A 23,797-nucleotide genomic window follows, 5' to 3' on the forward strand; every position below is an offset into this window, starting at 1 on the left:
AGCAATCCCTCAGCCGTCGCTTTCCAGCGCAAAGCCTTCGTCGATCCAGCCGGTCACGCCGCCGATCATCAGTTTGACCGACCGCCCGATCCGCGCCAGACGCAGTGCCGCGCGATCCGCCCCGTTGCAATGGGGGCCGGCGCAATACACCACGAACAGCGTTCCCTCCGGCCACTCGGCCATCCGCCGCTCCGTAATCTTGCCATGCGGCAGGTTCAAGGCGCCCGGCACATGGCCACGCGCATAAGCTGCCGGCCCGCGGACATCGAGCAGGACGAAATCCGGCGTCCCGGACTTCGATGAGTCGTGAACATCCCAGCAGTCGGTCTCCAGGGACAGGCGCCTGGCAAAGTGCGCTTCCGCCTGTTCGGAAGGGGCGGCGGGTATTTCGCTGACGAGACTGACCATGTTGTCCTCTTCGCAATTGCCCGATGAATGATGAGGACCCAATCATCCCTGTGGCGGCTTCGGCTGGAAAGTGGCGCGATTGCCAGCTATCGTGCAGTTCATGCCAAAAGCCATTTCCCCCCTGGCGGTCGCACTCGCCTATGACGGTCTCTGCACCTTCGAGTTCGGCGTCGCCGTCGAAGTGTTCGGCCTGCCCCGTCCGGAGTTGGGACCGGATTGGTATCGCTTCGCCGTCGCGGCACTCGACGACGGTCCGTTGCGGGCGGTGGGAGGCATCCGCGTCGAGGCGGACGGCGGTCTCGATCTGCTCGACCAAGCCGACATCATCGTCATTCCCGGATGGCGCGGCGCACTGGAGCCGGTTCCCGCCGCATTGACTGCCGCCCTTCGACAGGCGGACACCAGGGGCGCCCGCATCCTGTCGATCTGCTCCGGGGCCTTCGTTCTCGCCGCGTCCGGTCTGTTGAACGGCCGCCGAGCGACAACCCACTGGCGATACGCCGCAACCCTTGCGGACCTCTATCCCGATATCCGGGTGGTGCCCGATGTGCTGTATGTGGATGAAGGCAACATCCTGACCTCCGCCGGCAGCGCGGCCGGCATCGACCTCTGCCTGCATCTGGTTCGTCGCGATTTCGGCCCTGAGGCGGCGAACAGTGTCGCCCGCCGTCTGGTGGTGCAGCCCCACCGCGAAGGCGGTCAGGCGCAGTTCATCGAAACGCCCGTGCCGATAGCCCGCGAGGGCGCGCGCCTGGCCCCCCTGCTCGATCATCTGCGGGAGACGCTGGCGGAGGACCACAGCCTGTCGAGCATGGCGTCACGGGCGGGCATGAGCCTGCGGACCTTCCTGCGCCGCTTTCAGGCGATGACCGGGACCACCCCTGGCGACTGGCTGCTGACCGAACGTCTGGCCCGGGCCCGCGAGGTGCTGGAATGCAGCAGCCTGCCGGTGGAGGAGGTGGCAACCTTGACCGGCTTCGGCTCCGCCGCCACCCTGCGCCACCATTTCCGGCAAAGGCTTGGGCTCAGTCCGGCGAGTTACCGGACGCGCTTCCGCCGACTTCCTGTCGCGCCGGCTTCCCGTCGATGATCCCGCCGCATCGAAAAAGGGCGCGGCCGTCACCGACCGCGCCCTTTCCCAAAAGCGGTAATGTCCCGAAGGGTCACTTCCGCTCGATCAGTTCGACCTTATAGCCGTCCGGATCCTCGATGAAGGCGATCACCGTGGTGCCGTGCTTCATCGGGCCGGGCGGCCGCGGAATCTTCACGCCTTCGGCCGCCAGCTTTTCGCAGGTGCCGTAGATGTCCGGCACGCCCAGCGCGATGTGGCCATAGGCGGTGCCGATCTCGTACGGCTCCTTCTGATCCCAGTTGTGGGTCAGTTCCAGAACGGCAGTATCGGACTCTTCGCCATAGCCGACGAAGGCGAGGGTGAAACGGCCGCCCTCAAAGTCATTTCGGCGCAACAGCTTCATGCCGAGCAGGCGGGTGTAGAAGTCCAGCGACTTCTCCAGATCCAGCACGCGCAGCATCGTATGCAACAGACGGAATTCGCTCATGGTCTCTGTTCTCCCGTTCGGGGTTTGCCCTCTTGGGGCCTGATCGAGCGGTGCTCTGCGACGACGTCCAAAATGGCGTGCGCGGCCCGTTCGCTCGGCGGGATATCTCCCTGCCCCAGCCAGCGGGCAACCTCGGCGACGCCATCGATCTGCACTTGGCGCGCCTCCGGATCGTCGAGCAGGCGCCCCAATTCGGCCGCCAGTCTATCGGGTCGGCAGTCCTGTTGCAGCAGTTCCGGAACCAGCATGCGGTCGAGCATCAGATTGACGAGGTTCACATACTTGACCCGGATCAGCCGCCGATAAAGCGCGACCGTCACCGGATTGAGGCGATAGGCGATGACCGTCGGCAACCGGGCAAGCGCCAACTCCAACGCCACCGTACCGGAGGCGGCGAGTGCCGCTTCCGCTGCGGCGAAGGCGTCGTATTTCTCGTTGTCCCCCTCGACCATAAGGGTTCGGACCGGCCAGTCGGCAATGGCGGCAGCCACACGGTCGCGCACCGTCGCCACAGTCGGCACCACCGCCACCAGATTGGGATGGGTCGGGCGCAGCAGGTCCAGCGTCGCGCGGAAATCCGGCAACAGACGCGAAACTTCGCCCTTGCGGCTGCCTGGAAGCACGGCCACGACACGGTCGGTCGCGGCAATCCCATGGCGTTGCCGGAATCCCGGGCCATCTCCCCTGCCCGCCCGCCCCTCGACAACCGAATGGCCGACGAAGGTGCAGGCCAACCCTTCCTTCTCGAAATAGGGCGGCTCGAACGGAAGCACCGCAAGAAGGTGATCGTAGATGGCCGCATACTTCGCCGCACGCTTGGGCTTCCATGCCCAGACCGTCGGCGCCACGTAATGGACCAACGGAATTGCCGGGTCGGCCGAACGCAGCTTTTTCGCAACGCGCACCGTGAAGCCAGGCGAGTCGATGCCGACCACCGCGTCGGGACGCATGCGCAGGATCTCGGCGACAGTCTGGTCGATGCGGCGGATCAGGTTCGGCAGATGCGGCAGAAGCTCGAAAATTCCGAACAGTGTCAGTTCCGCCATCGGGAAAAGGCTGACCAGCCCCTCCGCCGTCATCCGCTCGCCGCCGATGCCGACGAAGCGCACCTTGCCGCCGGTCAGCCGCTTCGCCGCCGCCATCAGTCTCGCGCCAAGCGCATCGCCGGACGGTTCGCCGGCAATCAGGAACAGCGTCGGTGCATCGCCAGCCACATCGTCGGCCATATCACCGGCAGTCATTGCGGACTCTCGATGCCGACGACGAACAGGCCGAGACGGTCTGCCGCTTCGGCCACCGCGGCACGGTCGACCAGCAGGCTGCCGCCGGCTTCGACCGCAATGCCACGCAGCCCGCAGGCCGCAGCCCGCTCCACAGTGGTGACCCCCATGGTGGGCAGGTCGATGCGGCGGTCCTGCTTGGGCTTCTTCACCTTGACCAACACGCCGCCAGGGCCCGGCCGGATCAATCCGGCGCAGCGGCCAAGCATCGCATCGGTCCCCTCGATGGCCTCGACCGCCAGGACGATGCCCTGCTGGACCACCGCTCCCTGCCCGACATCGAGCGCGCCCAGGGCACGGGCAACCTCGACCCCACGGGCAATGTCGCGCTCCGCATCGGCATCGGGCATCAGCCGGCCCACCGGCCCTGCGACGGTCAGCAGATCCTTCAGCAGCTCGTGCAAACCGACCACACGGAACCCGTCCTCCTCGACTTCGCGCACGACAGCCCGCAGCAGGCCGTCATCGCCCAAAGCGCGCGTCCCGACGCGGGCGAGAAAGCGCGCGGTACGCCAATCCGGCATCAACTCGGTGAAGGACGGTCGCCTGACGGGTCCGGCGAGCACGACCTCACCGACACCTTCCTCGTGAAGACGGCGCAAGATCGTACCGGCGGCTCCGAAACGGCTCCACAGATGCGGAAGTCCCGCAACCGTTTGCGGATCGGTATGACCGTCGAAGGCGACAACGAAGACGTCGCGGCCCTGCCCACGCACCGCCTCGGCGATGCGGGCGGGCAGCGTGCCGCCGCCGGCGAGGATCGCCAGCTTCGGTCCGGTCGCCGGCGACCCTGAACTTTGCGCGGTATCGGCCATCGGCCGGCTGCCTCAGCTCTCGCGCGGCTGGCAGAGAGACCGGGCTTCCTTGGCGCGGATGAAGGACAGAACGTCCGAAATCAGCGCCCGCTCTCCGAAGTCGCGGCCGACCCCGTCAACCCGCTCGGCGAAGGTGCCTTCCGGACCGAACAGCATGCGATAGGCGGCGCGCAGGGCGTGGATGTCGTCCTTCTTGAAGCCGCGACGCTCCAGCCCCACAAGGTTCAGGCCGGCCAGCCGTGCCCGGTCTCCCATCACGAGACCGAAGGGAATCACATCGTTCTCGACGCCCGACATGCCGCCGATCATGGCGTGGGAGCCGATGCGCACGAACTGGCGCACCGCCGACAACCCGCCGATGATGACATAATCGCCCAAGGTCACGTGGCCGCCCAGGGTGGCGTTGTTGGCCATGATGACATGGTCGCCGACGACGCAGTCGTGGGCCACGTGCGAGCCCATCATGAACAGCCCGTCGTCGCCGACGCGGGTGATCATGCCGCCGCCCTCGGTGCCCGGATTCATCGTCACATGCTCGCGAATCTGGTTGCGGGCACCGATGACAAGCTCGGACGGCTCGCCATGGAACTTCAGATCCTGCGGGCGATGGCCGATGGACGCAAAGGGGTAGATGACGGTGTCCGCACCGATGCTGGTGCGCCCATCGACCGCCACATGCGACACCAGCCGAACGCCGTCGCCCAGCGTGACGTCGGGACCGACGACGCAGAAGGGGCCGATGTTGACCCCCTCCCCCAGCTTGGCCGCAGGATCGACGATGGCGGACGGATGGATGGTGACGGTCATTTTTCGTCCAGAATCATGGCGGAATAGACGGCTTCAGCGACGAGGACGCCGTTGACCTTGGCCTCGCCCTTGAACTTCCACACGTTGGCACGCTGGCGCTGCTTGGTGACGTGGATGTGGATGGTGTCGCCGGGGGTGACGGGACGGCGGAAACGCGCCTCGTCGACGGTCATGAAATAGACCAGCTTGCCTTCGGCATCCGGACCCAGCGTGGCCACCACCAGAACGGCGGAGGTCTGAGCCATCGCCTCGATGATCAGGACACCGGGCATCACGGGGCGCGACGGGAAATGCCCCTGGAAGAAGGGCTCGTTGATCGTGACGTTCTTGACGCCGGTGGCGCCTTCGCCCAGCGTCACATCGATCACCCGGTCGATCATCAGGATCGGGTAGCGATGCGGAATCATCTTCATGATCCGCATGATGTCGATGTCGTCGATCTTGTTGCTTTGTGCGCTGTTGTCCGCCGTCACGTCCATTGCCCGGCCGCCCGCCTTTCCACCAACCGATTGGGTTCAGTATTCCCCGTTTCAGGGAACGGGCACCGCCGCCCCGATGGGGAGCACCGGCGCCTTCCTGTTTGCACCGCCTTCTTGCCCCATTTCCGCGGCGACCGCAACGCCGAACCCGGAAGAGGACAGAAACCGGAAACAGAACGGGGCCGCCGCCTTCCCGCCTGGGATGGCAGCGGCCCCGGTCAGATTTGCATCACTGCTTGGGAACGTTCAGCGCAACCTGCGGCAGCTTCTTGTTCACCCGCTCCATCACCGTGTCGGTGACGTCGAGCTGGGTGTCGACCAGAACGAACTGCTGGCGGGCCAGAACGAGGTTGGCACCCCGCTCGCGGGAAATGTCCGCGACCACTTCGACCATCGTCTTGTGAACGACAGCCATCGCCTCGTTCAGGCTGGTCTCCAGGGCGCGCTTGCGGTTCTGCACCGTCTTCTGGACGTCGGCGACCTGCTTTTCGAAGTCACGGCGCTTGGTGGCGAGCGCTTCCGGCGACAGAACGGTCTGCTGCTTACGCAGTTCATCCTCGTTCTTGCGGAGCTTGTCCTCCAGCGCGGAGATTTCCTTCTGGTAGGAGTCGCGCAACGATTCGAAGGACTTGGTGATGCCCTTCGACGCGTTCGACTCCTGCATGATCTTCTGCACGTCGATCACGGCGATGACCGGAGCCTTCAGCTCCGCACCCGGCGCCGGTACGTCGGTCTTGGGCGCTTCCGCCTTGGGGGCATCGGCCTTGGGCGCCGACTGGGCCTGAACAGCACCTGCGGTAAGAACGAGACCGGCAGCCGTGACGGCCGACAGAAGGGCGACGCGAAGCCGCGTCTTGAACAGCGTGGATTGCATCTTAGAACCTGGTTCCGAAGCTGAAGCGGACGAGCTCTTTCTTGTCGTAGCCTTCCTTGCGGATCGGCAGCGCGACGTCGAGCCGGATGGGGCCGAACGGCGATTTCCACGACACACCGGTGCCGATGGAAACGCGGATGCTCTCGTCATCCTTCACGTTCGGATCTTTGATGTCGACCTTGCCGAGGGTGCCGACGTCGGTGAAGGCATGCCCAAGCAGGCCGAATTCCTCCGGCAGGCCGAACGGGAAGCTCATCTCCACCGAGGCACGGGCATAGCGCGTGCCGCCGAGCGCGTCGCCGGTCGAAACGTCGCGGGGGCCGATACCGGCGGTGTTGAAGCCGCGCAAGGTATCGCCGCCGATGAAGAAGCGGTCGCCCAGGTCGACCTTCTTGCCGAGACCGTGGATATACCCGATCTCACCGGTCGTGCTGAGCACCCATTGGTCGTCACCGAGCGGCAGATAGTATCCACCGGCCAGCTTGTTCCGCAGGAAGCGCACCGAGCCGCCAAGGCCGGCAATGTCGTTGGTCAGGCGGATGAAATAACCTTCCGTCGGCGTCAGCTTGCTGTTGCGGACGTCGTAGGTCAGTTCCTGGCCGATCAGCGAGGTGAGGCGCTCGCCGCGCTGCTCCTGGATGTACTTCGACGCGGTCGTCGGCACTTCCTCGATCAGCGTGTCCTGCAGCTGGTAGTAGACGCGCTGGCGCAGACGCTCGGTCAGCGGATAGCCCAGGCGCAGGGCGAAGCCGGTGTTCTTCTCGTTGAACGAGCTTTCGTCCTGGTAGTTGTAGCGGGTCCGGAACACGTCGACGCCAGCCGACAGGTCGCGGTCCATGAAGTACGGCTCCGTGAAGGAGATATCGTACAGCTGGCGCCGGCCCGACAGGGTCGCACCCAGACGCAGATCCTGACCTCGGCCGAGCAGGTTGCGCTCGCGGATCGAGAAGTCGCCCAGCGGACCGTCGGAGGTCGAGAAGCCGGCACCGATGGAGATTTCACCGGTGGACTGCTCGGCCACGTCGACATTCACCACGGTGCGGTCGGGCGCGCTGCTCTCGGCGGTCGTGATGTTCACGCGCTCGAAGAAGCCGAGATCCTTGATGCGCTGTTCAGAGCGCTTCAACTTCGAGGAGTTGAAGGGATCGCCTTCGGACAGCAGCATCTCGCGGCGGATCACCTTGTCGAGCGTCCGGACGTTGCCCGAGATGTCGATGCGGTCGACGAAGGTGCGCGGCCCCTCGTTGATCTCGTAGGTGATGTCGATCGTGTGGGTTTCGCGGTTGCGAGTGATCCGCGGCCGGACGTCGACGAAGGCATATTGCAGATCGCCGACGGCGTTCGTCAGCTTCGTGATGGTGTCTTCCACCTTCTGGGCGTTGTACCAATCGCCCTCGGTGGTGAGAACACTGTTCTGCAGGACGGCCGGATCGAGCTGCTTCAGCGAGGTGTTGATGTCGACCTTGCCGAATTTGTACCGCTCGCCTTCCTCGATGGTGAAGGTGATGAAAAAGTCCGACTTGTCCGGCGTCAGCTCGGCGACCGCAGAGACCACGCGGAAGTCGGCATAGCCTTCCTTCAGGTAGAAGCGGCGCAGCAGGTCGCGGTCGTAGCTCAGCCGGTCGGGATCGTAATTGTCATCCGACGTCAGGAAGCGCCACCAGGCCGATTCCTTGGTCTGGACGTTCTCGCGCAGGGTGCCGTCCGAAAAATGTTCGTTGCCGATGAAGGTGATGCCCCGCACACCGGTGCGCACGCCTTCATTGATCTCGAACACCAGATCGACGCGGTTCTGGTCGAGCTGGATGATCTTCGGCTCGACCGTCGCGCCGAAGCGGCCCTGGCGGCGATAGATGTCCTGGATGCGCTGGACGTCGGACTGGACGCGGGTGCGCGTGTAGACGACGCGGGGACGCAGCTGGATTTCCTTATCCAGCGTCTCCTTGTCGATGCGCCGGTTCCCTTCGAACGCGATGCGGTTGATGATCGGGTTTTCGGCCACCGTCACGACCAGAGCATCGCCCTCGCGCTTCAGCACGACGTCGGCGAACAGGCCGGTGTTGAACAGCGACTTCAACGACTGATCGATCCGGTCGGGATCGAACGGGTCGCCCGGCTGGATCGTCAGATAGGAGCGGACCGTGGAGGGCTCGATTCGCTGGGTGCCTTCGACCCGGATGTCGCGCACCGTACCGCCACTGAACACCTGGGCGACCATGGACCCCGTGGCACCCGTCGCCCGTCCGGGCGAGGATGCGTTTTGGGCGTGGGCGACAGACACCGTCGTCATGGCGCAGCCGGCCAGCAGGCCCGCCACCAGAACTTTGCTCGACACCGGCAAATCACGCTCCCTGGCAAGGGGCTGGCTTTAGGAAACCAGTCCCCGGAAGAAATCGACCACGCGCAACTGAACCAGGTCGTTCCACGTGGCGAAGACCATGAGCGTTAATACCAAGGCCAATCCAATTCGGAAACCGTATTCTTGCGCTCGCGCTCCCAATGGCCGGCCGAGCAGCTTTTCGATCCCGTAAAAAAGCAGGTGTCCGCCATCGAGCATCGGGACCGGAAACAGGTTGATCAGCCCCAGATTGACCGACAGGAAGGTCATGAACCAAACCAGCGGATACCAGCCGGACTGGGCCACCTCGCCCGACATCTGGGCGATGCGCAGCGGTCCGCCCAGCTCCTCCGTCCCGCGCGATCCCTGGACCATCTGGCCCAGCGCGGTGAAGGTGCCGGTGATCATGCCTGCGACTTCTCGTCCCGCCTGCCAGACCGCGGTCAGGGGATCGTGGCGCATCATTCCGACGCTGCCACGGCTGATCCCGAGCAACCCGATCTGATGGGCGTTGCCGAGTCGGTCGGTGACGGTCTGCGAATCCGGCGTCGCGGTCAGGGTTATCACCCGGCCGTCGCGCTTCAGCTCGACCGCCAGCGGCTCGCCGGGACGGATCGAGACGATCTGGCGGATTTCCTCGAATCGCTGAACGCCGGTTCCGTCGACCGACAGGATCAGGTCGCCCGGCTGGATGCCGGCGCGCTCCGCGGCACTGCCGGGCTGGATGCCGCCGACGTCCGGCGGGGTGAAGGACTGGCCGGCGGTCATGAACAGCAGGGCCAGCACGACGATGGAAAAGACGAAATTGGCAATCGGGCCGGCGGCGACGATGGCCGCGCGCTGCCCCACCCGCTTGTGGTGGAAGGAAACCGCACGCTCCTCCGCTGACATCGCGGTCAGGTGCGCTCCCGGCGTGCTGGCCGGATCGGCATCGCCGAACATCTTGACGTAGCCGCCTAGCGGCAGCGCGCTGAACTTCCAGCGCGTGCCGGCACGGTCGGTAAAGCCGAAGATCTCAGGCCCGAAGCCGATGGAGAAAGTCTCGATCCGCACGCCGTTGCGCCGCGCGACCAGATAGTGACCGAGCTCGTGCACGAAGACGAGCACGGTGAGGACCAGAAGGAAGGCCAACACCGAGGTCCAAAAACCGCCGATAACGTCCATTTCAACCCTTGCGCCTTCCAGCGCCTCGAACGCGGATCATCGGCTGCCAACCGCCGTCGCACCGATGGCCGCAACACGGCCGGCGGCATCCCGCCTCGCATCCGCGTCGGCCTCCCGCACGGCGGCGAGATCGCGCAGCGGGCGGTGGGGCAACGCCGTCAACGTCTCCTCGACGATCCGTTCGATGTCGAGGAAGCCGATCCGGCGGTCGAGAAACGCCTGGACGGCCACCTCGTTGGCGGCACTGAGTATAGTAGGAGCGCCCCCACCGCTTTGCAAGGCGGCCCGGGCCAGCCGAAGTGCCGGGAATCGCACGGGATCCGGCGCCTCGAAGGTCAACGTCGCCGCCTTGACCAGATCCAGCCGCTCCGCCGGGGTGGCGATGCGGGCGGGCCAGCCGAGGGCATAGGCGATGGGCGTGCGCATATCGGGCGTGCCGAGTTGCGCCAGCACCGAGCCGTCGACATATTCCACCAGGGAATGGATGACCGACTGCGGGTGGACCAGCACGTCGATGCGCTCTTCCGGAATGCCGAACAGGAAATGGGCCTCGATCAGTTCCAGCCCTTTGTTCATCATCGTGGCGCTGTCGACGGAAATCTTGGCGCCCATGTCCCAGGTGGGATGGGCCACCGCCTGCTCCCGCGTCGCCGCCGCCATGAAGGCGCGGTTCTTTGCACGGAAGGGACCGCCGGACGCGGTCAGGATCAGGCGGGAAACGCTGTCGGTGCGCTCGAAATCGAAGACCTGGTAAATCGCCGAGTGCTCGCTGTCGACCGGCAGAAGCGTGGCGCCATGCGCCTTGACCTCCTCCATCATCAGGGCGCCGGCGCAGACCAGCACCTCCTTGTTGGCGAAGGCGACGATGGCGCCGCGCCGGATGGCGGCGAGCGTCGGCTCCAGTCCGGCAGCGCCGACGATGGCGGCCATCACCCAGTCGGCCGGGCGTTCGGCTGCGGCGGCGACCGCCTCGGAACCGGCGGCGACCTCGATGCCGGTTCCGGACAGAAGCTGCTTCAACTCGGCATAGGCGGCGGTGTCGGCGACCACGGCCAGGCGGGCATTCAGCTGCCTGGCCTGCTGAGCCAGAAGGGTGACGTTGCGGTTGGCGGTCAGCGCCTCCACCGGGAAGCGCTCCGGATCGCGGGAGACGAGGTCGACGGTCTGCGTGCCAACCGAGCCGGTCGACCCGAGTATCGTCACGCTGCGCGGCGCATCCGCTTTCACCACCATGACAGAACCGATCCAACGGCCGCGTGGAACAGGGCCAGCACCGGGGCAGCGGCCAGAAGCCCGTCGATGCGGTCGAGGATACCGCCATGCCCGGGGATGAGCTGGCCGCTGTCCTTCACGTTGTAGCGCCGCTTGACCGCCGACTCGAACAGGTCGCCCGCCTGCCCGACCACAGCGGTGGCGGCACCGACCGCCAGAGCGATGTCGGGACGCGCCGCCCCGAACGCGAGCGCCACCAGCCAGCCGAACAGGGCGGACGCAGCCATGCCGCCGATCAGGCCGGCCCAGGTTTTCTTGGGGCTTATGCGCGGCGCCAGCTTCGGACCGCCGATGCTTCGCCCGGCGGCATAGGCGCCGATATCGGTCGCCCAGATGGCAAAGAGGACGAAGAGGAACAGGGAGAGGCCGCTGTCCGGCAGATCGCGCAGCCACATCAGGCCGGCCATGCCGACCGCGACATACAGCACACCGAAGCCGAGCAGGCCGCGGTCGGAGCCACCGCCGACGATGGCGGTCAAAACCGCGAAGGCAGTCGCCGCACCCAACCCGGCAGCCGGGCCGGCGACGATCTGCACCATCAGCGCAACCAGGATTCCTATGGTCGCCATCAGTCGTGCGGGAAGCCGGCGCGCACTGGGAACGATGCTGGTCCATTCGGAAACGGCAATCACCGATCCGAAGGCGATCAGGGCATGGAACACCCAGCCACCGGCCCAGACGGCGCCCAGCACGACCGGCGCCATGACCAGCGCCGACAGGACACGGACCTTGAGGTCGCCCGTCTTGGGTGGCTTGGCCGGAGCCGCGGCGGCGGCCGCCGCGCTGTCAGCGGGACCCGGCGGTGGTTGCGCCGAAGCGGCGTTCCCGTCGGTGGAACTCTTCAATCGCCGCCTCCAGATCGCGCTTGGTGAAATCGGGCCACAGCGTATCGACGAAGACCAGCTCGGCATAGGCCGCCTGCCAGAGCAGGAAATTGCTGATCCGCTTCTCGCCGCTGGTGCGGATGATCAGGTCGGGGTCGGGAATGTCGGACGTGTAGAGCCGGGCCGACAGCGCGTCCTCGTCGATGGAGTCGGGAGAGAGGCGGCCGGCAGCCACCTCCTCCGCCAGCCGGCGGGCGGCATGGACGATCTCCAGGCGCGAACCATAGCTGAGAGCCACGACCAGGGTCATGGTCCGGTTGTCGCGGGTCAACGCCTCGGCATTGTCGATCAGCCGGTTGATGTCCTCGGACAGCCGGGCGCGGTCGCCGATCACCCGCAGGCGGACACCTCCGCGGTGCAGTTCGGCGACCTCGCTGCGCAGATAGAAGCGCAGCAGGCCCATCAGGTCGCTGATCTCCTCCTCCGGCCGGCGCCAGTTCTCCGAGGAGAAGCTGAAGATCGTCAGAGTGCCGATGCCAAGTTCGCGCGCCGCTTCCACGGTGCGGCGGACGGCGTCCACGCCCTTCTTGTGCCCGGCGGTGCGCGGCAGGCCGCGCGCCTTGGCCCAACGCCCATTGCCATCCATGATGATGGCGACGTGCCCAGGAGCCGTGTTGGACCGGTTGTCGTCCGCGTCGCGCATTCCGGATCAGACCTGCATGATTTCCTTTTCTTTTTGCGCAAGCGAATCGTCGACCAGCTTGATGTGCTGGTCGGTCAGAACCTGCACCTTGTCCGACTGGACCTTGTGCTCGTCCTGGGTGATCTCGCTCGCCTTCTCCGCCTTCTTCAGGCCGTCCATGCCATCGCGACGGATGTTGCGGATGGCGACGCGGCACTGCTCCGCGTACTTGTGGGCGACCTTCGCCAGTTCGGCGCGGCGCTCCTGGGTCAGGTCCGGCAGCGGCACGCGGATGACCTGGCCTTCGGCCTGCGGGTTCAGGCCCAGACCGCTGTCGCGGATGGCCTTCTCGACCGCCTTGGTCATGCCGCGGTCCCAGACCTGGACCGAGATCAGGCGAGGCTCCGGAACGGAAACCGTCGCGACCTCGCGCAGGTGCATGCGGCTGCCATAGGCCTCCACCATCACCGGTTCCAGCAGATTGGAAGAGGCGCGGCCGGTACGGAGACCGCCCAGTTCCTTGCGAAACGAGTCAAGCGCGCCTTCCATGCGGCGCTTCAGATCCGATAGGTCGGGCGCAGCCACGGGCCTACTCCCTTTCTTCCGTTATGATGGTGTGCTTGCCACGGCCCTGCATCACTTCAGCGAAGGCGCCGGGCGTGTGGATCGAGAAGACCAGAATGGGAATGTGGTTCTCGCGCGACAGCGCGATCGCCGAAGCGTCCATCACCTGCAGTTCCTTGGTCAGGACGTCCATGTAGGTGAGGCGTTCGTAACGTTCGGCCGCCGGATCCTTCTTCGGATCGGCGGTATAGACGCCGTCGACCTGCGTCCCCTTCAGCAGACCGTCACACCCCATCTCCGAAGCGCGCAGCGCCGCGGCGGTGTCGGTGGTGAAGAAGGGATTGCCGGTGCCGGCGGCGAAGATCACCACCCGGCCTTTTTCCATGTGACGGACGGCGCGGCGCCGGATGTAGGGCTCGCAGACCGTCGACATGGGGATGGCCGACTGCACCCGCGTGCTGACACCCATCCGTTCAAGCGCGCTCTGCATCGAGAGCGCGTTCATCACGGTGGCGAGCATGCCGATATAGTCGGCCGAGGCACGCTCCATGCCGCTCGCCGCACCCTTCACACCCCGGAAGATGTTCCCCCCGCCGATGACCAGACAGACCTGGACGCCGAGCCCGATGACCGCCTTCACCTCGTTGGCGATGCGGTTGACCATCTCCGGGTCCAGGCCGTAGTCGCGCTGACCCATCAGCGCTTCGCCCGACACCTTGAGGAGAACGCGCTTGTAGCGCGCGCTCCCGGCCGGCGTGGTGGTCCCGGTGGTATCGACCATGGGGGGAACGCTCCCTTGCTGTTTCAGAATGCGGCTTGCGGACCTAGGCGTTCGACCTTACCGGTCTCAGCCCTGACCGCCGGCGGCGGCAGCGACTTCGGCGGCGAAGTCCGACTGGGCCTTCTCGATGCCCTCGCCCAGCGCGAAGCGGGTGAAGCCCGTGACCTTGACCGGGGCGCCGATGTCCTTGGCGGCGTTCTCAACCACCTTGCGGAGCTTGGTCTCGCCGTCGATCACATAGGTCTGCTCCAGCAGGCAGACTTCCTCGTAATACTTGCGGACGCGGCCTTCCACCATCTTCTCGATGATGTTCTCCGGCTTGCCCGAAGCGCGGGCCTGCTCGGCCAGCACGCTGCGCTCACGCTCCAGCGACGAGCTGTCGACATCGGCGATGTCCAGCGCGTCCGGGCGGGCGGCGGCGATGTGCATGGCGATCTGCTTGCCGAGGTCGGCCAGCTTGCCGGCATCGCCGGTCGACTCCAGGGCGACCAGAACGCCGATCTTGCCCAGGCCCGGCGCGATGGCCGAGTGGACGTAGCTGACGACGACACCGGCCGAAACCGACAGCGTGACGGCGCGGCGCAGGTTCATGTTTTCGCCGACGGTGGCGATCAGGCTGGTCAGCTCGTCCTGCGCGGTGTGCGAGGTGCCCGGATAGGCGGCGGCCTTCAGGGCCTCGACATCGCCACCGGTGACCAGGGCCAGTTCGGCGCACTTGGCGGCGAAACCCTGGAACTTGTCGTTGCGGGCGACGAAGTCGGTCTCGGCGTTCACCTCGACGACGGCACCCTTGGTGCCGGCGGTGGCGACGGCGACCAGACCTTCGGCAGCGACGCGGCCCGACTTCTTGGCGGCGGCGGCAAGGCCCTTCTTGCGCAGCCAGTCGACGGCGCCCTCGAGGTCGCCCTGCGTCTCGTTCAGCGCCTTCTTGCAGTCCATCATGCCCGCGCCGGTCTTCTCGCGCAGTTCCTTGACGAGCGAGGCGGTAATCTCGGCCATGTTGCGCCCTCTTCCTTCCAAGCGATCCGGCAGGCGGATCGGATTGAGTCACAAAGTCAAAACGGGTGGCAACCCATCAAAAAGGCAGCCCATAAAAAAAGCAGCCGGGCCATAGGTCATAAGGCCCGGCTGCCCTTCAACCGTCAGGGTCAGGCCTGGGCGGCGGTCTCGGCGGTCTCTTCTTCCGGCAGCTGCTCGGCCGGGGCATCCTCGGCGGCGCCGACGTCGATGCCGGCGGCGCTCATCTCGGCCTGCAGGCCGTCAAGCACGGCGCCGACCGTCAGGTCGCAGTACATCTCAATGGCGCGCAGCGCGTCGTCGTTGCCCGGGATCGGGAAGGCCACGCCGTCCGGATCGGAGTTGCTGTCGAGGACCGCGATGACCGGGATGCCCAGCTTGTTGGCTTCCTTGACCGCGATCGACTCCTTGTTGGTGTCGATGATGAAGATGACGTCCGGCAGGCCGCCCATCTCCTTGATGCCGCCCAGCGCACGCTCCAGCTTGTCGCGCTCGCGGGTCAGCTCCAGGATTTCGCGCTTGGTCAGGCCCGAGGTGTCGCCGCCCAGACGCTCTTCCATCTCGCGCAGGCGCTTGATCGACTGGGAGATCGTCTTCCAGTTGGTCAGCATGCCGCCGAGCCAGCGGTGGTTGACGTAGTACTGGCCGCACTTGGCGGCAGCCTCGGCGATACGCTCCTGGGCCTGGCGCTTGGTGCCGACGAACAGGACGCGGCCGCCGCCGGCGACGACGTCACGCACGGCCTGCAGGGCGCGGTGCAGCATCGGGACGGTCTGCTCGAGGTCGATGATGTGCACGCCATTGCGCACGCCGAAGATGTACTGGTTCATCTTCGGGTTCCAGCGGCGGGTGTGGTGACCGAAGTGGACACCGGCTTCCAGCAGCTGGCGCATGGTGAAGGTGGGCATGGTCATGTGGAAAAAATCCCTTTTTCCGGTTGCTCCGCCGCGGGCATTGTCGACAGCGCATGGAAACCATGACTGAAGACACCGGATCGGGCCATCGGGGTAAAACCGAGGGTCCGCCAGCCCGCGTGAGGTTTTGACGACGGCGCTTACATAGCTCTCTTGCATCACTTTGGCAACAGCGACGCGGGGAGGAAGAGTCTTTTTGTCGTTGTGATCCTCTCTCCGCATTCTCATCGTTATAGAGTCGCCGAATGCTCAGCCTTGGCCGCTCCCGCCAGACCGGCGGCGCAGCGTATCGCGGTCTATTTCAGTGGATGAAGCAGATGACTTTGGACTCAAAAGCGTTGTCCGCGGTGGAAGGCGCCGCAGAGCAATATATGGCGGCGCAGGGCGTTCTGATGTCCGCGGTGGCGAAACTGGGAAGCACTGTCGATGGCACGTTGAATTTGCTGCCCGAGACCATTCGCAGTTCGCTGCACGATACGCTTCGTTCGGCGCTCGATCAGGCGTTCAAGGTCGCGATCCTGAACATGGATGACGAGACGGGCAAGGAGGCGTCGAAAGGCCTTTACAAGTTGCTGGGTGCAGCGACCGGCGCGGCGGGCGGCTTTTTCGGAGCGCCGGGGATTCTGGCGGAACTGCCCGTGACGACCACGGCGATCCTTCGCTCCATTGCCGACGTGGCCCGCTCCAAAGGGGCGGATTTGAAAGATCCGGCGGTACAGCTCGCCTGTCTCCAGGTCTTCGCGCTGGGCGGACCGCTGGACGATGACGACGAGGCGGACGCCCTTTTCGTCGCTTCGCGAGTCGGGGCGAACATTGCCGCGCCGAAGATGGCTGAAATGATCACGAAGATCGCCAGCCGCTTCGCGATAACGCTGTCGCCCAAGATCGTGGCGCAGTCGGTGCCGATCGCCGGGGCCGTGGCGGGGGCCGGGCTGAACCTGACCTACATGTCGTTCTATCAGACGATGGCCGCCGTGATGTTTACACTCAGGCCCATCGAGGCCGAGTTCGGCAGGGAAGCGACCCGGCAGAGCTTCCTCGATGCGGTCGGCGCTGCCAGGGCGAAGAAGGTCACCGGAAAGAAAGGCGTTTTTCCATAAGAAAAAGGGCCGCGCCCGAAAGCGCGGCCCTTGTCGATAGCTGCGGGCTGTCCGGCTTTACGCCTGCGGCGCCGCCGGAGCGGCCACCTTCGGCTTCGGCAGGTCGAGTTTCAGGTGAAGCTCGCGCAAGCGGGCGGTGTCGACCGGCGCCGGGGCCTGCATCAGCAGGTCTTCGGCCCGCTGGTTCAGCGGGAAGGCGATGACCTCGCGGATGTTCGGCTCGTCGGCCAGCAGCATGACGATGCGGTCGATGCCCGGGGCCGAACCGCCGTGCGGCGGGGCGCCCAGCTTGAAGGCGCTCAGCATGCCGCCGAATCGGGCTTCCAGCTCCTCCGGCGGGTAGCCGGCGATGTCGAAGGCCTTGTACATGACTTCGGGCAGATGGTTGCGGATCGCGCCCGAGGACAGTTCCACGCCGTTGCAGACGATGTCGTACTGGTAGGCGTTGATCTCCAGCGGGTTCTTTTCCTGCAGCGCCTTCAGGCCGCCCTGGGGCATGGAGAACGGGTTGTGGCTGAAGATGACCTTGTTGGTCTCCTCGTCCAGCTCGTACATCGGGAAGTCGACGATCCAGCAGAAGCGGAAGGCGTTCTTCTCGATCAGGTCCAGCTCCTCGCCGATGCGGGTGCGGGCGAAGCCGGCCAGCTTGGCCGCCGGGCCGGGCTGGTCGCAGACGAAGAAGATCGCGTCGCCGTCCTCAAGGCCAGCCAGTTCGCGCAGGGCGGCCTGGGCCGCTTCCGGCACGAACTTGGCAATCGGACCTTTGCCGCCGCCGGCCTCCATCACGATGTAGCCGAGGCCGGGAGCGCCGAGCCCACGGGCCCAGTCGTTCAGCTTGTCGAAGAAGCTGCGCGGACGGTCGGAGACCTTCGGCGCGCGGATGGCGCGGACGACGCCGCCCTTCTCCAGCGTCTGCTTGAAGGCGCGGAATTCCACGTCGTCGCGCTTGAACACCTCGGTCACGTCGGTGATGACCAGCGGGTTGCGCAGGTCCGGCTTGTCGTTGCCGTACTTCAGCATCGACTCGGCGTAGGAGATGCGGCGGAACGGCAGGCCGTCGATGGCCGGCTTCGAGTCGCGGCGGAAGCTGCCGAACTCGTCGAAGATGCCGTGCAGAACCGGCTCGATGGCGGCGAAGACGTCTTCCTGGGTGACGAAGGACATCTCGAAATCGAGCTGGTAGAACTCGCCCGGGCTGCGGTCGGCGCGGGCGTCCTCGTCGCGGAAGCAGGGGGCGATCTGGAAGTAGCGGTCGAAGCCCGCGACCATCAGCAGTTGCTTGAACTGCTGCGGCGCCTGCGGCAGGGCGTAGAACTTGCCGGGATGGTTGCGGCTGGGCACCAGATAGTCACGCGCGCCTTCCGGAGAGGAGGCGGTGAGGATCGGCGTCTGGAATTCGGTGAAGCCCTGGTCGATCATGCGGCGGCGCGCCGAGGCGATCACGCGCGAACGCAGCATGATGTTCTCGTGGATGCGCTCGCGGCGCAGGTCGAGGAAGCGGTAGCGCAGGCGAACGTCCTCGCCGGCATCGGTGTCCTGGTTGACCTGCAGCGGAATCTGCTCCGCCTCGCCTTCCACGGTCAGCTCGGCGATCTGCATCTCGATGCGGCCGGTGGGCAGCTTGTCGTTGATGGTCTCGGCCGTGCGCTTCACCACCTTGCCGGTGACGGTGATGACCGATTCCAGCTTCAGCCGGTTCGCGACCTCGAAGGCCGGGTTGGAGGTATCGACCACGCACTGCGTCAGGCCGTAATGGTCGCGCAGGTCGATGAACAGCAGCTGTCCATGGTCGCGCTTCCGGTTCATCCAGCCCGACAGGCGGACGGTTTCACCGGCATTCTCTTCACGAAGCTGGCCGCAGGTGTGCGTGCGGTAGGGGTGCATGGGTCGAAACACCTTGAAAAGGGCGGATTCCGGCGGAAAAAGCGGTCCGACACACCACACCGGACGCGCGCGAAAGTCAAGCCGCGATAGGGCGGAGCGCGCAGCCGGCAGGGCCTGAACGCGACATTTGGAACGCCATGAAACACTCTGCGCCCCCCTGTTCACTGTTCCATCCGCCGGTGTGCCGGCCGTCGAAACCGAGTTTAACACCGTGGCGGCTGCGGGATAAGCGGAGCGGTGAAATCGGGCCGGGGCGATGCCCTCCTCCACCGGCCCGGACGGCCACCTCGAGAAACGCATCGCCTTCGCGCGTCGGCGGACTTTCAAGCACCCGTTCGGTCGTGTATGAAGCAACCATGACGCTCATCACGACAACCGACGCCCTCCAGGCCTTCTGTCAGTCGCTGGCAGGGACCGAATACATCACGGTCGACACCGAGTTCCTGCGGGAAAAGACCTATTGGCCGCAACTGTGTCTCGTCCAGGTCGGCGGGCCCGACGGCGCGGTCGCCATCGACCCGCTGGCCGAGGGCATCGACCTGACGCCGCTGTTCGCGCTGATGAGCGACCCGTCGGTCCTGAAGGTGTTCCACGCCGCCAGGCAGGATGTGGAGATCTTCTGGCACCTGTCCGGCCAGATTCCCCATCCGCTGTTCGACACCCAGGTCGCGGCGATGGTCTGCGGCTTCGGCGAAAGCGTGGGCTACGAAACGCTGGTGACCAAGCTGGCCGGCGCACGCATCGACAAGTCCAGCCGCTTCACCGACTGGTCCCACCGCCCGCTGACCGAGCGGCAGCTGACCTACGCCCTGTCCGACGTCATCCATCTGCGCCCGGCCTACGAGAAACTCAAGCGCCGCCTCGCACGCTCCGGCCGGTCGCACTGGCTGGAGGAGGAGATGGCGATCCTCACCGATCCGGCCACATATCAGGTCGATCCGGAAAGCTCCTACCTGCGGCTGAAGGTGCGCACCAACAAGCCACGCTTCATGGCGATCCTGAAGGAGCTGGCGGCCTGGCGCGAACGCGAGGCCCAGCGCCGCGACCAGCCACGGTCCCGCATCCTGCGCGACGAGGCCCTGCTGGAAATCGCCGCCCATGCGCCGACCACCGTCGATGATCTCGCCCGCACCCGCGGGCTGGGCCGCGGCTTCGCCGAGGGGCGCCAGGGCGCCGACGTGCTGGCGGCGGTGAAGGGCGGGCTGGACCTGCCGGACAGCGCCCTGCCCCGCGTCGAACCGCGCGAGGAACCGCCGCCCGGCCTGCAACCGATCGTCGAACTTCTGCGCGTCCTGCTGAAGATGAAGTGCGACGAGAACAATGTCGCGGCGAAGCTGGTCGCGTCGTCCGCCGATCTGGAGGCTCTGGCGGCCGACGATGGCGCAGACATTGCGGCGATGCAGGGATGGCGGCGCGAACTCTTCGGCAATGATGCACTTGCCTTGAAGCACGGAAAGATCGGACTTGCGGTCATAGATCGCCGTGTCCGCATCGTTCCTGCTGGCGAACCACGCCCGTCGGCAGCTCCGCCGGAACCGGAAACTTGACCTTTTCGGATGGCGTCGCTTCGATGACTGTGACGTCTTTTGCTGCGGTCCGGGTACCTCCTGCGCCCGGACTTCAGCCTTAAGGGCTTTTTAAAGAAAGTTACCGTTAAGATCGGTTCGGCTTCGCAGCATCGGGCGGACCGGGGTATGCCGACCGCGGCATGCCCGGCCTGGCGGCCTGCCGACAACGCCACCCGGGCAGACTGGCCCGGATGGAAAGAAAAAGGCTGCCGAACAACGAGCGGCCGAAGATACGGGTGGTTGGCAGGCGTGACGCTTGTTGTGGGAGTGAGCAAGGTATGAGCAAGTTTGGCGGCAGACCACCCATTGGACGGGACCGTGTCCGGCTATCCACCACGGAGAAGCAGGCCGCCGTCGCCGCCGCCAAGGATCAGAAGCCGGATTTCGACAACGACAAACTGCTGAATCTGCTGCGGTCGGCGAAGAACGAACTGCAGGGCATGCGCCTGATCCACATGCACCTGTCGCTTTTGAAGGACCGCGACCCCACCAGCCAGATGATGGTGCGGTCCATCATCCAGGAACTGGCGACCAAGGCGTCCTACCTGCAATCCTTCAACATTTCCAACGGCGACGTCATCATCCTCTACAAGGGGCTGAAGCTGACCGGCGTGACCGACGTCTGCCAGACGGTCGAACAGGTCTTCCTGTCGAAGACGACGCTGACCGGTCCCAACCCCTACAAGGAATATTCGCTCTATTCGATCATGGAACTGGCGTTGAACTTCATCAACGTCATCCGTTTCATCGAGGAATTGCAGGCGAGCGAGACCGGCACCCACGTCACCGAGACCAAGCCGCCGATCACGCTGGAAGAACTCGGCAAGCTCGAACGCTCCATGCAGATGTTCGACCTGTCGCCCTTCCTGTTCAACCAGGGCATCGCCAACATCGGCAGCGGCGAAGCCGAAATGGAGTATTTCGAACTCTACATCTCGATCAAGCTTCTTCAGGAACGGCTCTGCCCGGATTACGACATCACCGCCAACAAGTGGCTGTTCAACTACTTCACCGCCAATCTCGACCAGTCGGTGCTGCGCGCCCTGAACCATGGGCTCAGCTTCATGCGGGGGCGGCGGATCGGCATCAACATCAACCTGTCCACCGTCATTTCGACCGGATTCGTGAAGTTCGACGAGCGGCTGCCGATCGACTTCCGCGGGCAGGTGGTGCTCGAGGTGTCGAAGGGCGACCTGATCGAAAACCTGTCGCTGTTCAACGAGGTGGTGGAGTTCGCCCAGGACCGCCGCTACCAGATCGCGGTCGACGGGCTGAACCCGTTCTGGGTGACGAATTTCGACCTGGAATATCTGAACGCCGACTACGCCAAGATCTTCTGGTCGAACGACATGCTGGAGATGGACCCGTCGTTCGAGAAGTATTTCCGCGACCGCATCGCCGAACAGGACCGCTGCAAATTCATCCTGGCCCGCTGCGACAGCGTCACCAGCTTGGTCTATGCCCACAAGATGGGGATCAATCTGGTCCAGGGCCGCGCGGTCGACAACATCATGCGCAAGGGCGTCAGCGTTCGCGAAGCCATCGCACACGCGAAGGTCGACTGAGCCCGTTCAAGTCTTGCGCGGGGCCTGCCGCAGCAGACCGTCGGTCCAGGCCGGAGGAAGAAGAGCGAGCAGCCAGACCGCGGCCATCATCGGCCAGGGGAAGGCGATTCGCGCCCGATTGCGCTCCAGCCCGCGGCGGATGACCCGGGCTGCGGCATCGGTCTCCATCAGAAACGGCATGGGGAAGCGGTTCACCGCCGTCATCCGGCTTTTGACGAAGCCCGGACAGATGACCGAGACACCGATCCCCTCCCCGGCCAGATCGCCGCGCAGTGCCTCGCCATAGACCCGGACCATCGCCTTGCTGGCGCAATAGGCAGGCGCACCGGGAAGGCCGCGGAAGCCGGCCAGCGACGCCATGATGGCGATCTGTCCGCTCCGCCGCTCCCGCATCGCCGGAAGCAGCGGGTGGATGCTGTTCAGAACGCCGTCGATGTTAACCGCCAGGATGCGCCGCGCCTGCTCCTCCGTCTCACCGCCATCGCCGGTGCCCGCCGACATGCCGGCATTGGCGATCAGCAGGTCGACCGGGGTGTCCGCATCGACCCGGGCCAGCCAGTCCGCCATCGCCTTGCGGTCGGCCACATCGATCGCCTTCGTCTCGACCAGGGCACCGGCGGCGCGGCAGCGCTGCGCCACGCCCTCCAGCCTTGCGGAGTCGCGGCCGGTCAGGGCAAGTCCGACTCCGGGGGCGGCGTACAGGACGGCCAGGGCTTCGCCGATGCCGCTGGAGGCCCCGGTGATGACGATGGAACGCGGCTGTTTCATGGGATGTGCGCCCTGCCCGTCGGCTGCCCGATGGCGCCGACGCTTGTTGTGGGGGTGATGTCGCGTTCGTAGCGTCCTGTTCGACGATCGGAGTCACGCTCCAAATCGATTCCGATTTGGCACGATCCGATCTATAAGCACGACATCATTCGACACCGCTTTTCAAGTGAGGCCGCCGTTGCCAGCCCATCGCCCCGTCATTGCCAGCATGACCGGTTTCGCACGCGTCGACGGGCACGGCGACGGCTATTCCTGGACCTTCGAAGCCAAAAGCGTCAATGGCCGCAGCCTGGATCTGCGCTGCCGCCTGCCGTCGGGCTTCGACAGCGTCGAGGCGGCGGCCCGGGCCGATGTGCCGAAGCGGCTGGCCCGTGGCAACGTCAACCTGACGCTGACCGTCAACCGCGCCCAGGCGGTGTCGCAGCTGCGCATCAACCGCGAGCTTCTGACGCAGGTTCTGGAAATCGCTCGGGAGATCGAGGGGGCCGGCGCCGCCGCGCCGCGTCTCGATTCGCTGCTGGCCGTCCGCGGCATCATCGAGCCGGTGGAAGAGGATGAAACCGAGGCGCGCGAGCGCGTCGAGTCGGCGTTGAAGGGTGACCTGTCCAGGCTGATCGACCAGCTGGCGGTCAACCGCCTCGCCGAGGGAGCGCGCATCGCCGAGGTGCTGAACGGCCATCTCGACGAGATCGCCCGGCTGGTGGAGGCGGCGTCGGCCTGCGCCTCGACCCAGCCGGACGCGCTGCGCGAGAAGCTGCGGACCCAGGTCGCGGCGATCCTCGGCTCCTTCCCCGCCCTGTCGGAGGAGCGGCTGGCCCAGGAGGCGGCGATCCTGATCGGCAAGGCCGACGTGCGCGAGGAACTGGACCGGCTGCGCGCCCACATTCAGGCCGCGCGCGACATGATGGCGGAGGGCGGCGCCATCGGCCGCCGGTTCGACTTCCTGTGCCAGGAGTTCAACCGCGAGGCCAACACGCTCTGCTCCAAATCGGCGGACGTCGAACTGACCCGCATCGGCCTGTCGCTGAAAGCCTCCATCGAGCAGCTTCGCGAGCAGGTCCAGAACATCGAATGACGACCATTTTCGAATGAGCCGTTTTCGAATGAACCGTTTTCGAATGACAGGCAACTGCG

Annotated in this window: 23 protein-coding genes; 5 read left to right on the forward strand and 18 right to left on the reverse strand. The window is 65.6% G+C overall.

Features of this window, described 5'->3' with window-relative positions; genetic code table 11:
- Positions 1 to 9: 9 nt before the first annotated feature.
- On the reverse strand, positions 10 to 408 hold the full coding sequence (locus tag CRT60_RS29230) for a rhodanese-like domain-containing protein (protein ID WP_098739967.1): 399 nt from the start codon (positions 406 to 408) through the stop codon (positions 10 to 12).
- 100 nt (positions 409 to 508) lie between these two features.
- On the opposite strand from CRT60_RS29230, the gene ftrA reads away from it, so the two are divergent.
- Positions 509 to 1,498: a transcriptional regulator FtrA gene (gene ftrA / locus CRT60_RS29235; protein ID WP_098739968.1), complete on the forward strand. Its 990-nt coding sequence runs from the start codon at positions 509 to 511 to the stop codon at positions 1,496 to 1,498.
- A 73-nt stretch (positions 1,499 to 1,571) separates the two neighbouring features.
- On the opposite strand, the gene gloA is transcribed toward ftrA, so the two are convergent.
- The 15 genes from gloA to rpsB all read right to left on the reverse strand — a co-directional run bounded on the left by gloA (position 1,572) and on the right by rpsB (position 15,778).
- Positions 1,572 to 1,967 (reverse strand): lactoylglutathione lyase, encoded by a 396-nt coding sequence (gene gloA / locus CRT60_RS29240; protein WP_098739969.1) that lies wholly within the window; start codon positions 1,965 to 1,967, stop codon positions 1,572 to 1,574.
- Complete coding sequence (gene lpxB, locus CRT60_RS29245; protein WP_098739970.1) at positions 1,964 to 3,193, reverse strand: lipid-A-disaccharide synthase; 1,230 nt, start codon at positions 3,191 to 3,193, stop codon at positions 1,964 to 1,966. The genes gloA and lpxB overlap by 4 nt, the downstream gene beginning before the upstream one ends.
- A gap of 11 nt (positions 3,194 to 3,204) precedes the next feature.
- Positions 3,205 to 4,062 carry an LpxI family protein gene (locus CRT60_RS29250; RefSeq protein ID WP_098739971.1) on the reverse strand — a complete coding sequence of 286 codons (858 nt, stop codon included), beginning with the start codon at positions 4,060 to 4,062 and terminating at the stop codon, positions 3,205 to 3,207.
- 12 nt (positions 4,063 to 4,074) lie between these two features.
- Positions 4,075 to 4,869 (reverse strand): acyl-ACP--UDP-N-acetylglucosamine O-acyltransferase, encoded by a 795-nt coding sequence (gene lpxA, locus CRT60_RS29255; protein ID WP_098739972.1) that lies wholly within the window; start codon positions 4,867 to 4,869, stop codon positions 4,075 to 4,077.
- Positions 4,866 to 5,348 (reverse strand): 3-hydroxyacyl-ACP dehydratase FabZ, encoded by a 483-nt coding sequence (gene fabZ, locus CRT60_RS29260; RefSeq protein ID WP_098739973.1) that lies wholly within the window; start codon positions 5,346 to 5,348, stop codon positions 4,866 to 4,868. Before fabZ ends, lpxA begins: the two co-directional genes overlap by 4 nt.
- Positions 5,349 to 5,577: 229 nt before the next feature.
- The gene (locus CRT60_RS29265; protein ID WP_098739974.1) at positions 5,578 to 6,222 is read right to left on the reverse strand and encodes an OmpH/Skp family outer membrane protein; all 645 of its coding nucleotides are present in this window, start codon (positions 6,220 to 6,222) and stop codon (positions 5,578 to 5,580) included.
- A 1-nt stretch (position 6,223) separates the two neighbouring features.
- Entirely contained in the window at positions 6,224 to 8,512 is a 2,289-nt protein-coding gene (gene bamA / locus CRT60_RS29270; protein WP_098741085.1) for an outer membrane protein assembly factor BamA, read from the reverse strand.
- Positions 8,513 to 8,590: 78 nt separating this feature from the next.
- Positions 8,591 to 9,724: an RIP metalloprotease RseP gene (gene rseP, locus CRT60_RS29275; RefSeq protein WP_098739975.1), complete on the reverse strand. Its 1,134-nt coding sequence runs from the start codon at positions 9,722 to 9,724 to the stop codon at positions 8,591 to 8,593.
- 36 nt (positions 9,725 to 9,760) lie between these two features.
- Positions 9,761 to 10,957, reverse strand: coding sequence for a 1-deoxy-D-xylulose-5-phosphate reductoisomerase (locus CRT60_RS29280; RefSeq protein ID WP_098739976.1), 1,197 nt, complete (start codon positions 10,955 to 10,957; stop codon positions 9,761 to 9,763).
- Positions 10,948 to 11,841, reverse strand: coding sequence for a phosphatidate cytidylyltransferase (locus CRT60_RS29285; RefSeq protein WP_098739977.1), 894 nt, complete (start codon positions 11,839 to 11,841; stop codon positions 10,948 to 10,950). The genes CRT60_RS29280 and CRT60_RS29285 overlap by 10 nt, the downstream gene beginning before the upstream one ends.
- Positions 11,783 to 12,523, reverse strand: a complete 741-nt coding sequence (locus tag CRT60_RS29290; protein WP_098739978.1) for an isoprenyl transferase — start codon at positions 12,521 to 12,523, stop codon at positions 11,783 to 11,785. The genes CRT60_RS29285 and CRT60_RS29290 overlap by 59 nt, the downstream gene beginning before the upstream one ends.
- Before the next feature lie 6 nt (positions 12,524 to 12,529).
- Positions 12,530 to 13,087: a ribosome recycling factor gene (gene frr / locus CRT60_RS29295; RefSeq protein ID WP_098739979.1), complete on the reverse strand. Its 558-nt coding sequence runs from the start codon at positions 13,085 to 13,087 to the stop codon at positions 12,530 to 12,532.
- A gap of 4 nt (positions 13,088 to 13,091) precedes the next feature.
- Complete coding sequence (gene pyrH, locus CRT60_RS29300; RefSeq protein WP_098739980.1) at positions 13,092 to 13,847, reverse strand: UMP kinase; 756 nt, start codon at positions 13,845 to 13,847, stop codon at positions 13,092 to 13,094.
- Positions 13,848 to 13,913: 66 nt separating this feature from the next.
- Positions 13,914 to 14,846 (reverse strand): translation elongation factor Ts, encoded by a 933-nt coding sequence (gene tsf, locus CRT60_RS29305; protein WP_098739981.1) that lies wholly within the window; start codon positions 14,844 to 14,846, stop codon positions 13,914 to 13,916.
- Positions 14,847 to 14,995: 149 nt separating this feature from the next.
- Positions 14,996 to 15,778, reverse strand: a complete 783-nt coding sequence (gene rpsB / locus CRT60_RS29310; protein WP_098739982.1) for a 30S ribosomal protein S2 — start codon at positions 15,776 to 15,778, stop codon at positions 14,996 to 14,998.
- A 245-nt stretch (positions 15,779 to 16,023) separates the two neighbouring features.
- On the opposite strand from rpsB, the gene CRT60_RS29315 reads away from it, so the two are divergent.
- Positions 16,024 to 16,878, forward strand: a complete 855-nt coding sequence (locus CRT60_RS29315) for an EcsC family protein (RefSeq protein ID WP_098739983.1) — start codon at positions 16,024 to 16,026, stop codon at positions 16,876 to 16,878.
- Positions 16,879 to 16,935: 57 nt separating this feature from the next.
- Here the strand turns inward: CRT60_RS29315 and aspS are convergent, their stop codons facing one another.
- Positions 16,936 to 18,762: an aspartate--tRNA ligase gene (gene aspS, locus CRT60_RS29320; protein ID WP_098739984.1), complete on the reverse strand. Its 1,827-nt coding sequence runs from the start codon at positions 18,760 to 18,762 to the stop codon at positions 16,936 to 16,938.
- 356 nt (positions 18,763 to 19,118) lie between these two features.
- Here aspS and rnd point away from each other — a divergent pair, with 356 nt between their 5' ends.
- Both rnd and CRT60_RS29330 read left to right on the forward strand, forming a co-directional pair.
- Complete coding sequence (rnd, locus tag CRT60_RS29325; RefSeq protein WP_098739985.1) at positions 19,119 to 20,309, forward strand: ribonuclease D; 1,191 nt, start codon at positions 19,119 to 19,121, stop codon at positions 20,307 to 20,309.
- A 299-nt stretch (positions 20,310 to 20,608) separates the two neighbouring features.
- Positions 20,609 to 21,895: an EAL domain-containing protein gene (locus CRT60_RS29330; RefSeq protein ID WP_098739986.1), complete on the forward strand. Its 1,287-nt coding sequence runs from the start codon at positions 20,609 to 20,611 to the stop codon at positions 21,893 to 21,895.
- 6 nt (positions 21,896 to 21,901) lie between these two features.
- On the opposite strand, the gene CRT60_RS29335 is transcribed toward CRT60_RS29330, so the two are convergent.
- Entirely contained in the window at positions 21,902 to 22,663 is a 762-nt protein-coding gene (locus CRT60_RS29335; protein WP_098739987.1) for an SDR family NAD(P)-dependent oxidoreductase, read from the reverse strand.
- Positions 22,664 to 22,871: 208 nt separating this feature from the next.
- Here CRT60_RS29335 and CRT60_RS29340 point away from each other — a divergent pair, with 208 nt between their 5' ends.
- Positions 22,872 to 23,738 carry a YicC/YloC family endoribonuclease gene (locus tag CRT60_RS29340; RefSeq protein WP_098739988.1) on the forward strand — a complete coding sequence of 289 codons (867 nt, stop codon included), beginning with the start codon at positions 22,872 to 22,874 and terminating at the stop codon, positions 23,736 to 23,738.
- Positions 23,739 to 23,797 lie beyond the last annotated feature (59 nt).

Origin of the sequence: Azospirillum palustre (assembly GCF_002573965.1) — a bacterium.
In the GTDB taxonomy this organism is placed as follows: Bacteria; Pseudomonadota; Alphaproteobacteria; order Azospirillales; family Azospirillaceae; genus Azospirillum; species Azospirillum palustre.

Coding starts and splice junctions, on each gene's coding strand:
- CRT60_RS29230 (WP_098739967.1), bottom strand. CDS start 408: ATGGTCAGTCTCGTCAGCGAAATACCCGCCGCCCCTTCCGAACAGGCG.
- ftrA (WP_098739968.1), top strand. CDS start 509: ATGCCAAAAGCCATTTCCCCCCTGGCGGTCGCACTCGCCTATGACGGT.
- gloA (WP_098739969.1), bottom strand. CDS start 1,967: ATGAGCGAATTCCGTCTGTTGCATACGATGCTGCGCGTGCTGGATCTG.
- lpxB (WP_098739970.1), bottom strand. CDS start 3,193: ATGGCCGACGATGTGGCTGGCGATGCACCGACGCTGTTCCTGATTGCC.
- CRT60_RS29250 (WP_098739971.1), bottom strand. CDS start 4,062: ATGGCCGATACCGCGCAAAGTTCAGGGTCGCCGGCGACCGGACCGAAG.
- lpxA (WP_098739972.1), bottom strand. CDS start 4,869: ATGACCGTCACCATCCATCCGTCCGCCATCGTCGATCCTGCGGCCAAG.
- fabZ (WP_098739973.1), bottom strand. CDS start 5,348: ATGGACGTGACGGCGGACAACAGCGCACAAAGCAACAAGATCGACGAC.
- CRT60_RS29265 (WP_098739974.1), bottom strand. CDS start 6,222: ATGCAATCCACGCTGTTCAAGACGCGGCTTCGCGTCGCCCTTCTGTCG.
- bamA (WP_098741085.1), bottom strand. CDS start 8,512: ATGACGACGGTGTCTGTCGCCCACGCCCAAAACGCATCCTCGCCCGGA.
- rseP (WP_098739975.1), bottom strand. CDS start 9,724: ATGGACGTTATCGGCGGTTTTTGGACCTCGGTGTTGGCCTTCCTTCTG.
- CRT60_RS29280 (WP_098739976.1), bottom strand. CDS start 10,957: ATGGTGGTGAAAGCGGATGCGCCGCGCAGCGTGACGATACTCGGGTCG.
- CRT60_RS29290 (WP_098739978.1), bottom strand. CDS start 12,523: ATGCGCGACGCGGACGACAACCGGTCCAACACGGCTCCTGGGCACGTC.
- pyrH (WP_098739980.1), bottom strand. CDS start 13,847: ATGGTCGATACCACCGGGACCACCACGCCGGCCGGGAGCGCGCGCTAC.
- tsf (WP_098739981.1), bottom strand. CDS start 14,846: ATGGCCGAGATTACCGCCTCGCTCGTCAAGGAACTGCGCGAGAAGACC.
- rpsB (WP_098739982.1), bottom strand. CDS start 15,778: ATGACCATGCCCACCTTCACCATGCGCCAGCTGCTGGAAGCCGGTGTC.
- CRT60_RS29315 (WP_098739983.1), top strand. CDS start 16,024: ATGCTCAGCCTTGGCCGCTCCCGCCAGACCGGCGGCGCAGCGTATCGC.
- aspS (WP_098739984.1), bottom strand. CDS start 18,762: ATGCACCCCTACCGCACGCACACCTGCGGCCAGCTTCGTGAAGAGAAT.
- rnd (WP_098739985.1), top strand. CDS start 19,119: ATGACGCTCATCACGACAACCGACGCCCTCCAGGCCTTCTGTCAGTCG.
- CRT60_RS29330 (WP_098739986.1), top strand. CDS start 20,609: ATGAGCAAGTTTGGCGGCAGACCACCCATTGGACGGGACCGTGTCCGG.
- CRT60_RS29335 (WP_098739987.1), bottom strand. CDS start 22,663: ATGAAACAGCCGCGTTCCATCGTCATCACCGGGGCCTCCAGCGGCATC.
- CRT60_RS29340 (WP_098739988.1), top strand. CDS start 22,872: ATGACCGGTTTCGCACGCGTCGACGGGCACGGCGACGGCTATTCCTGG.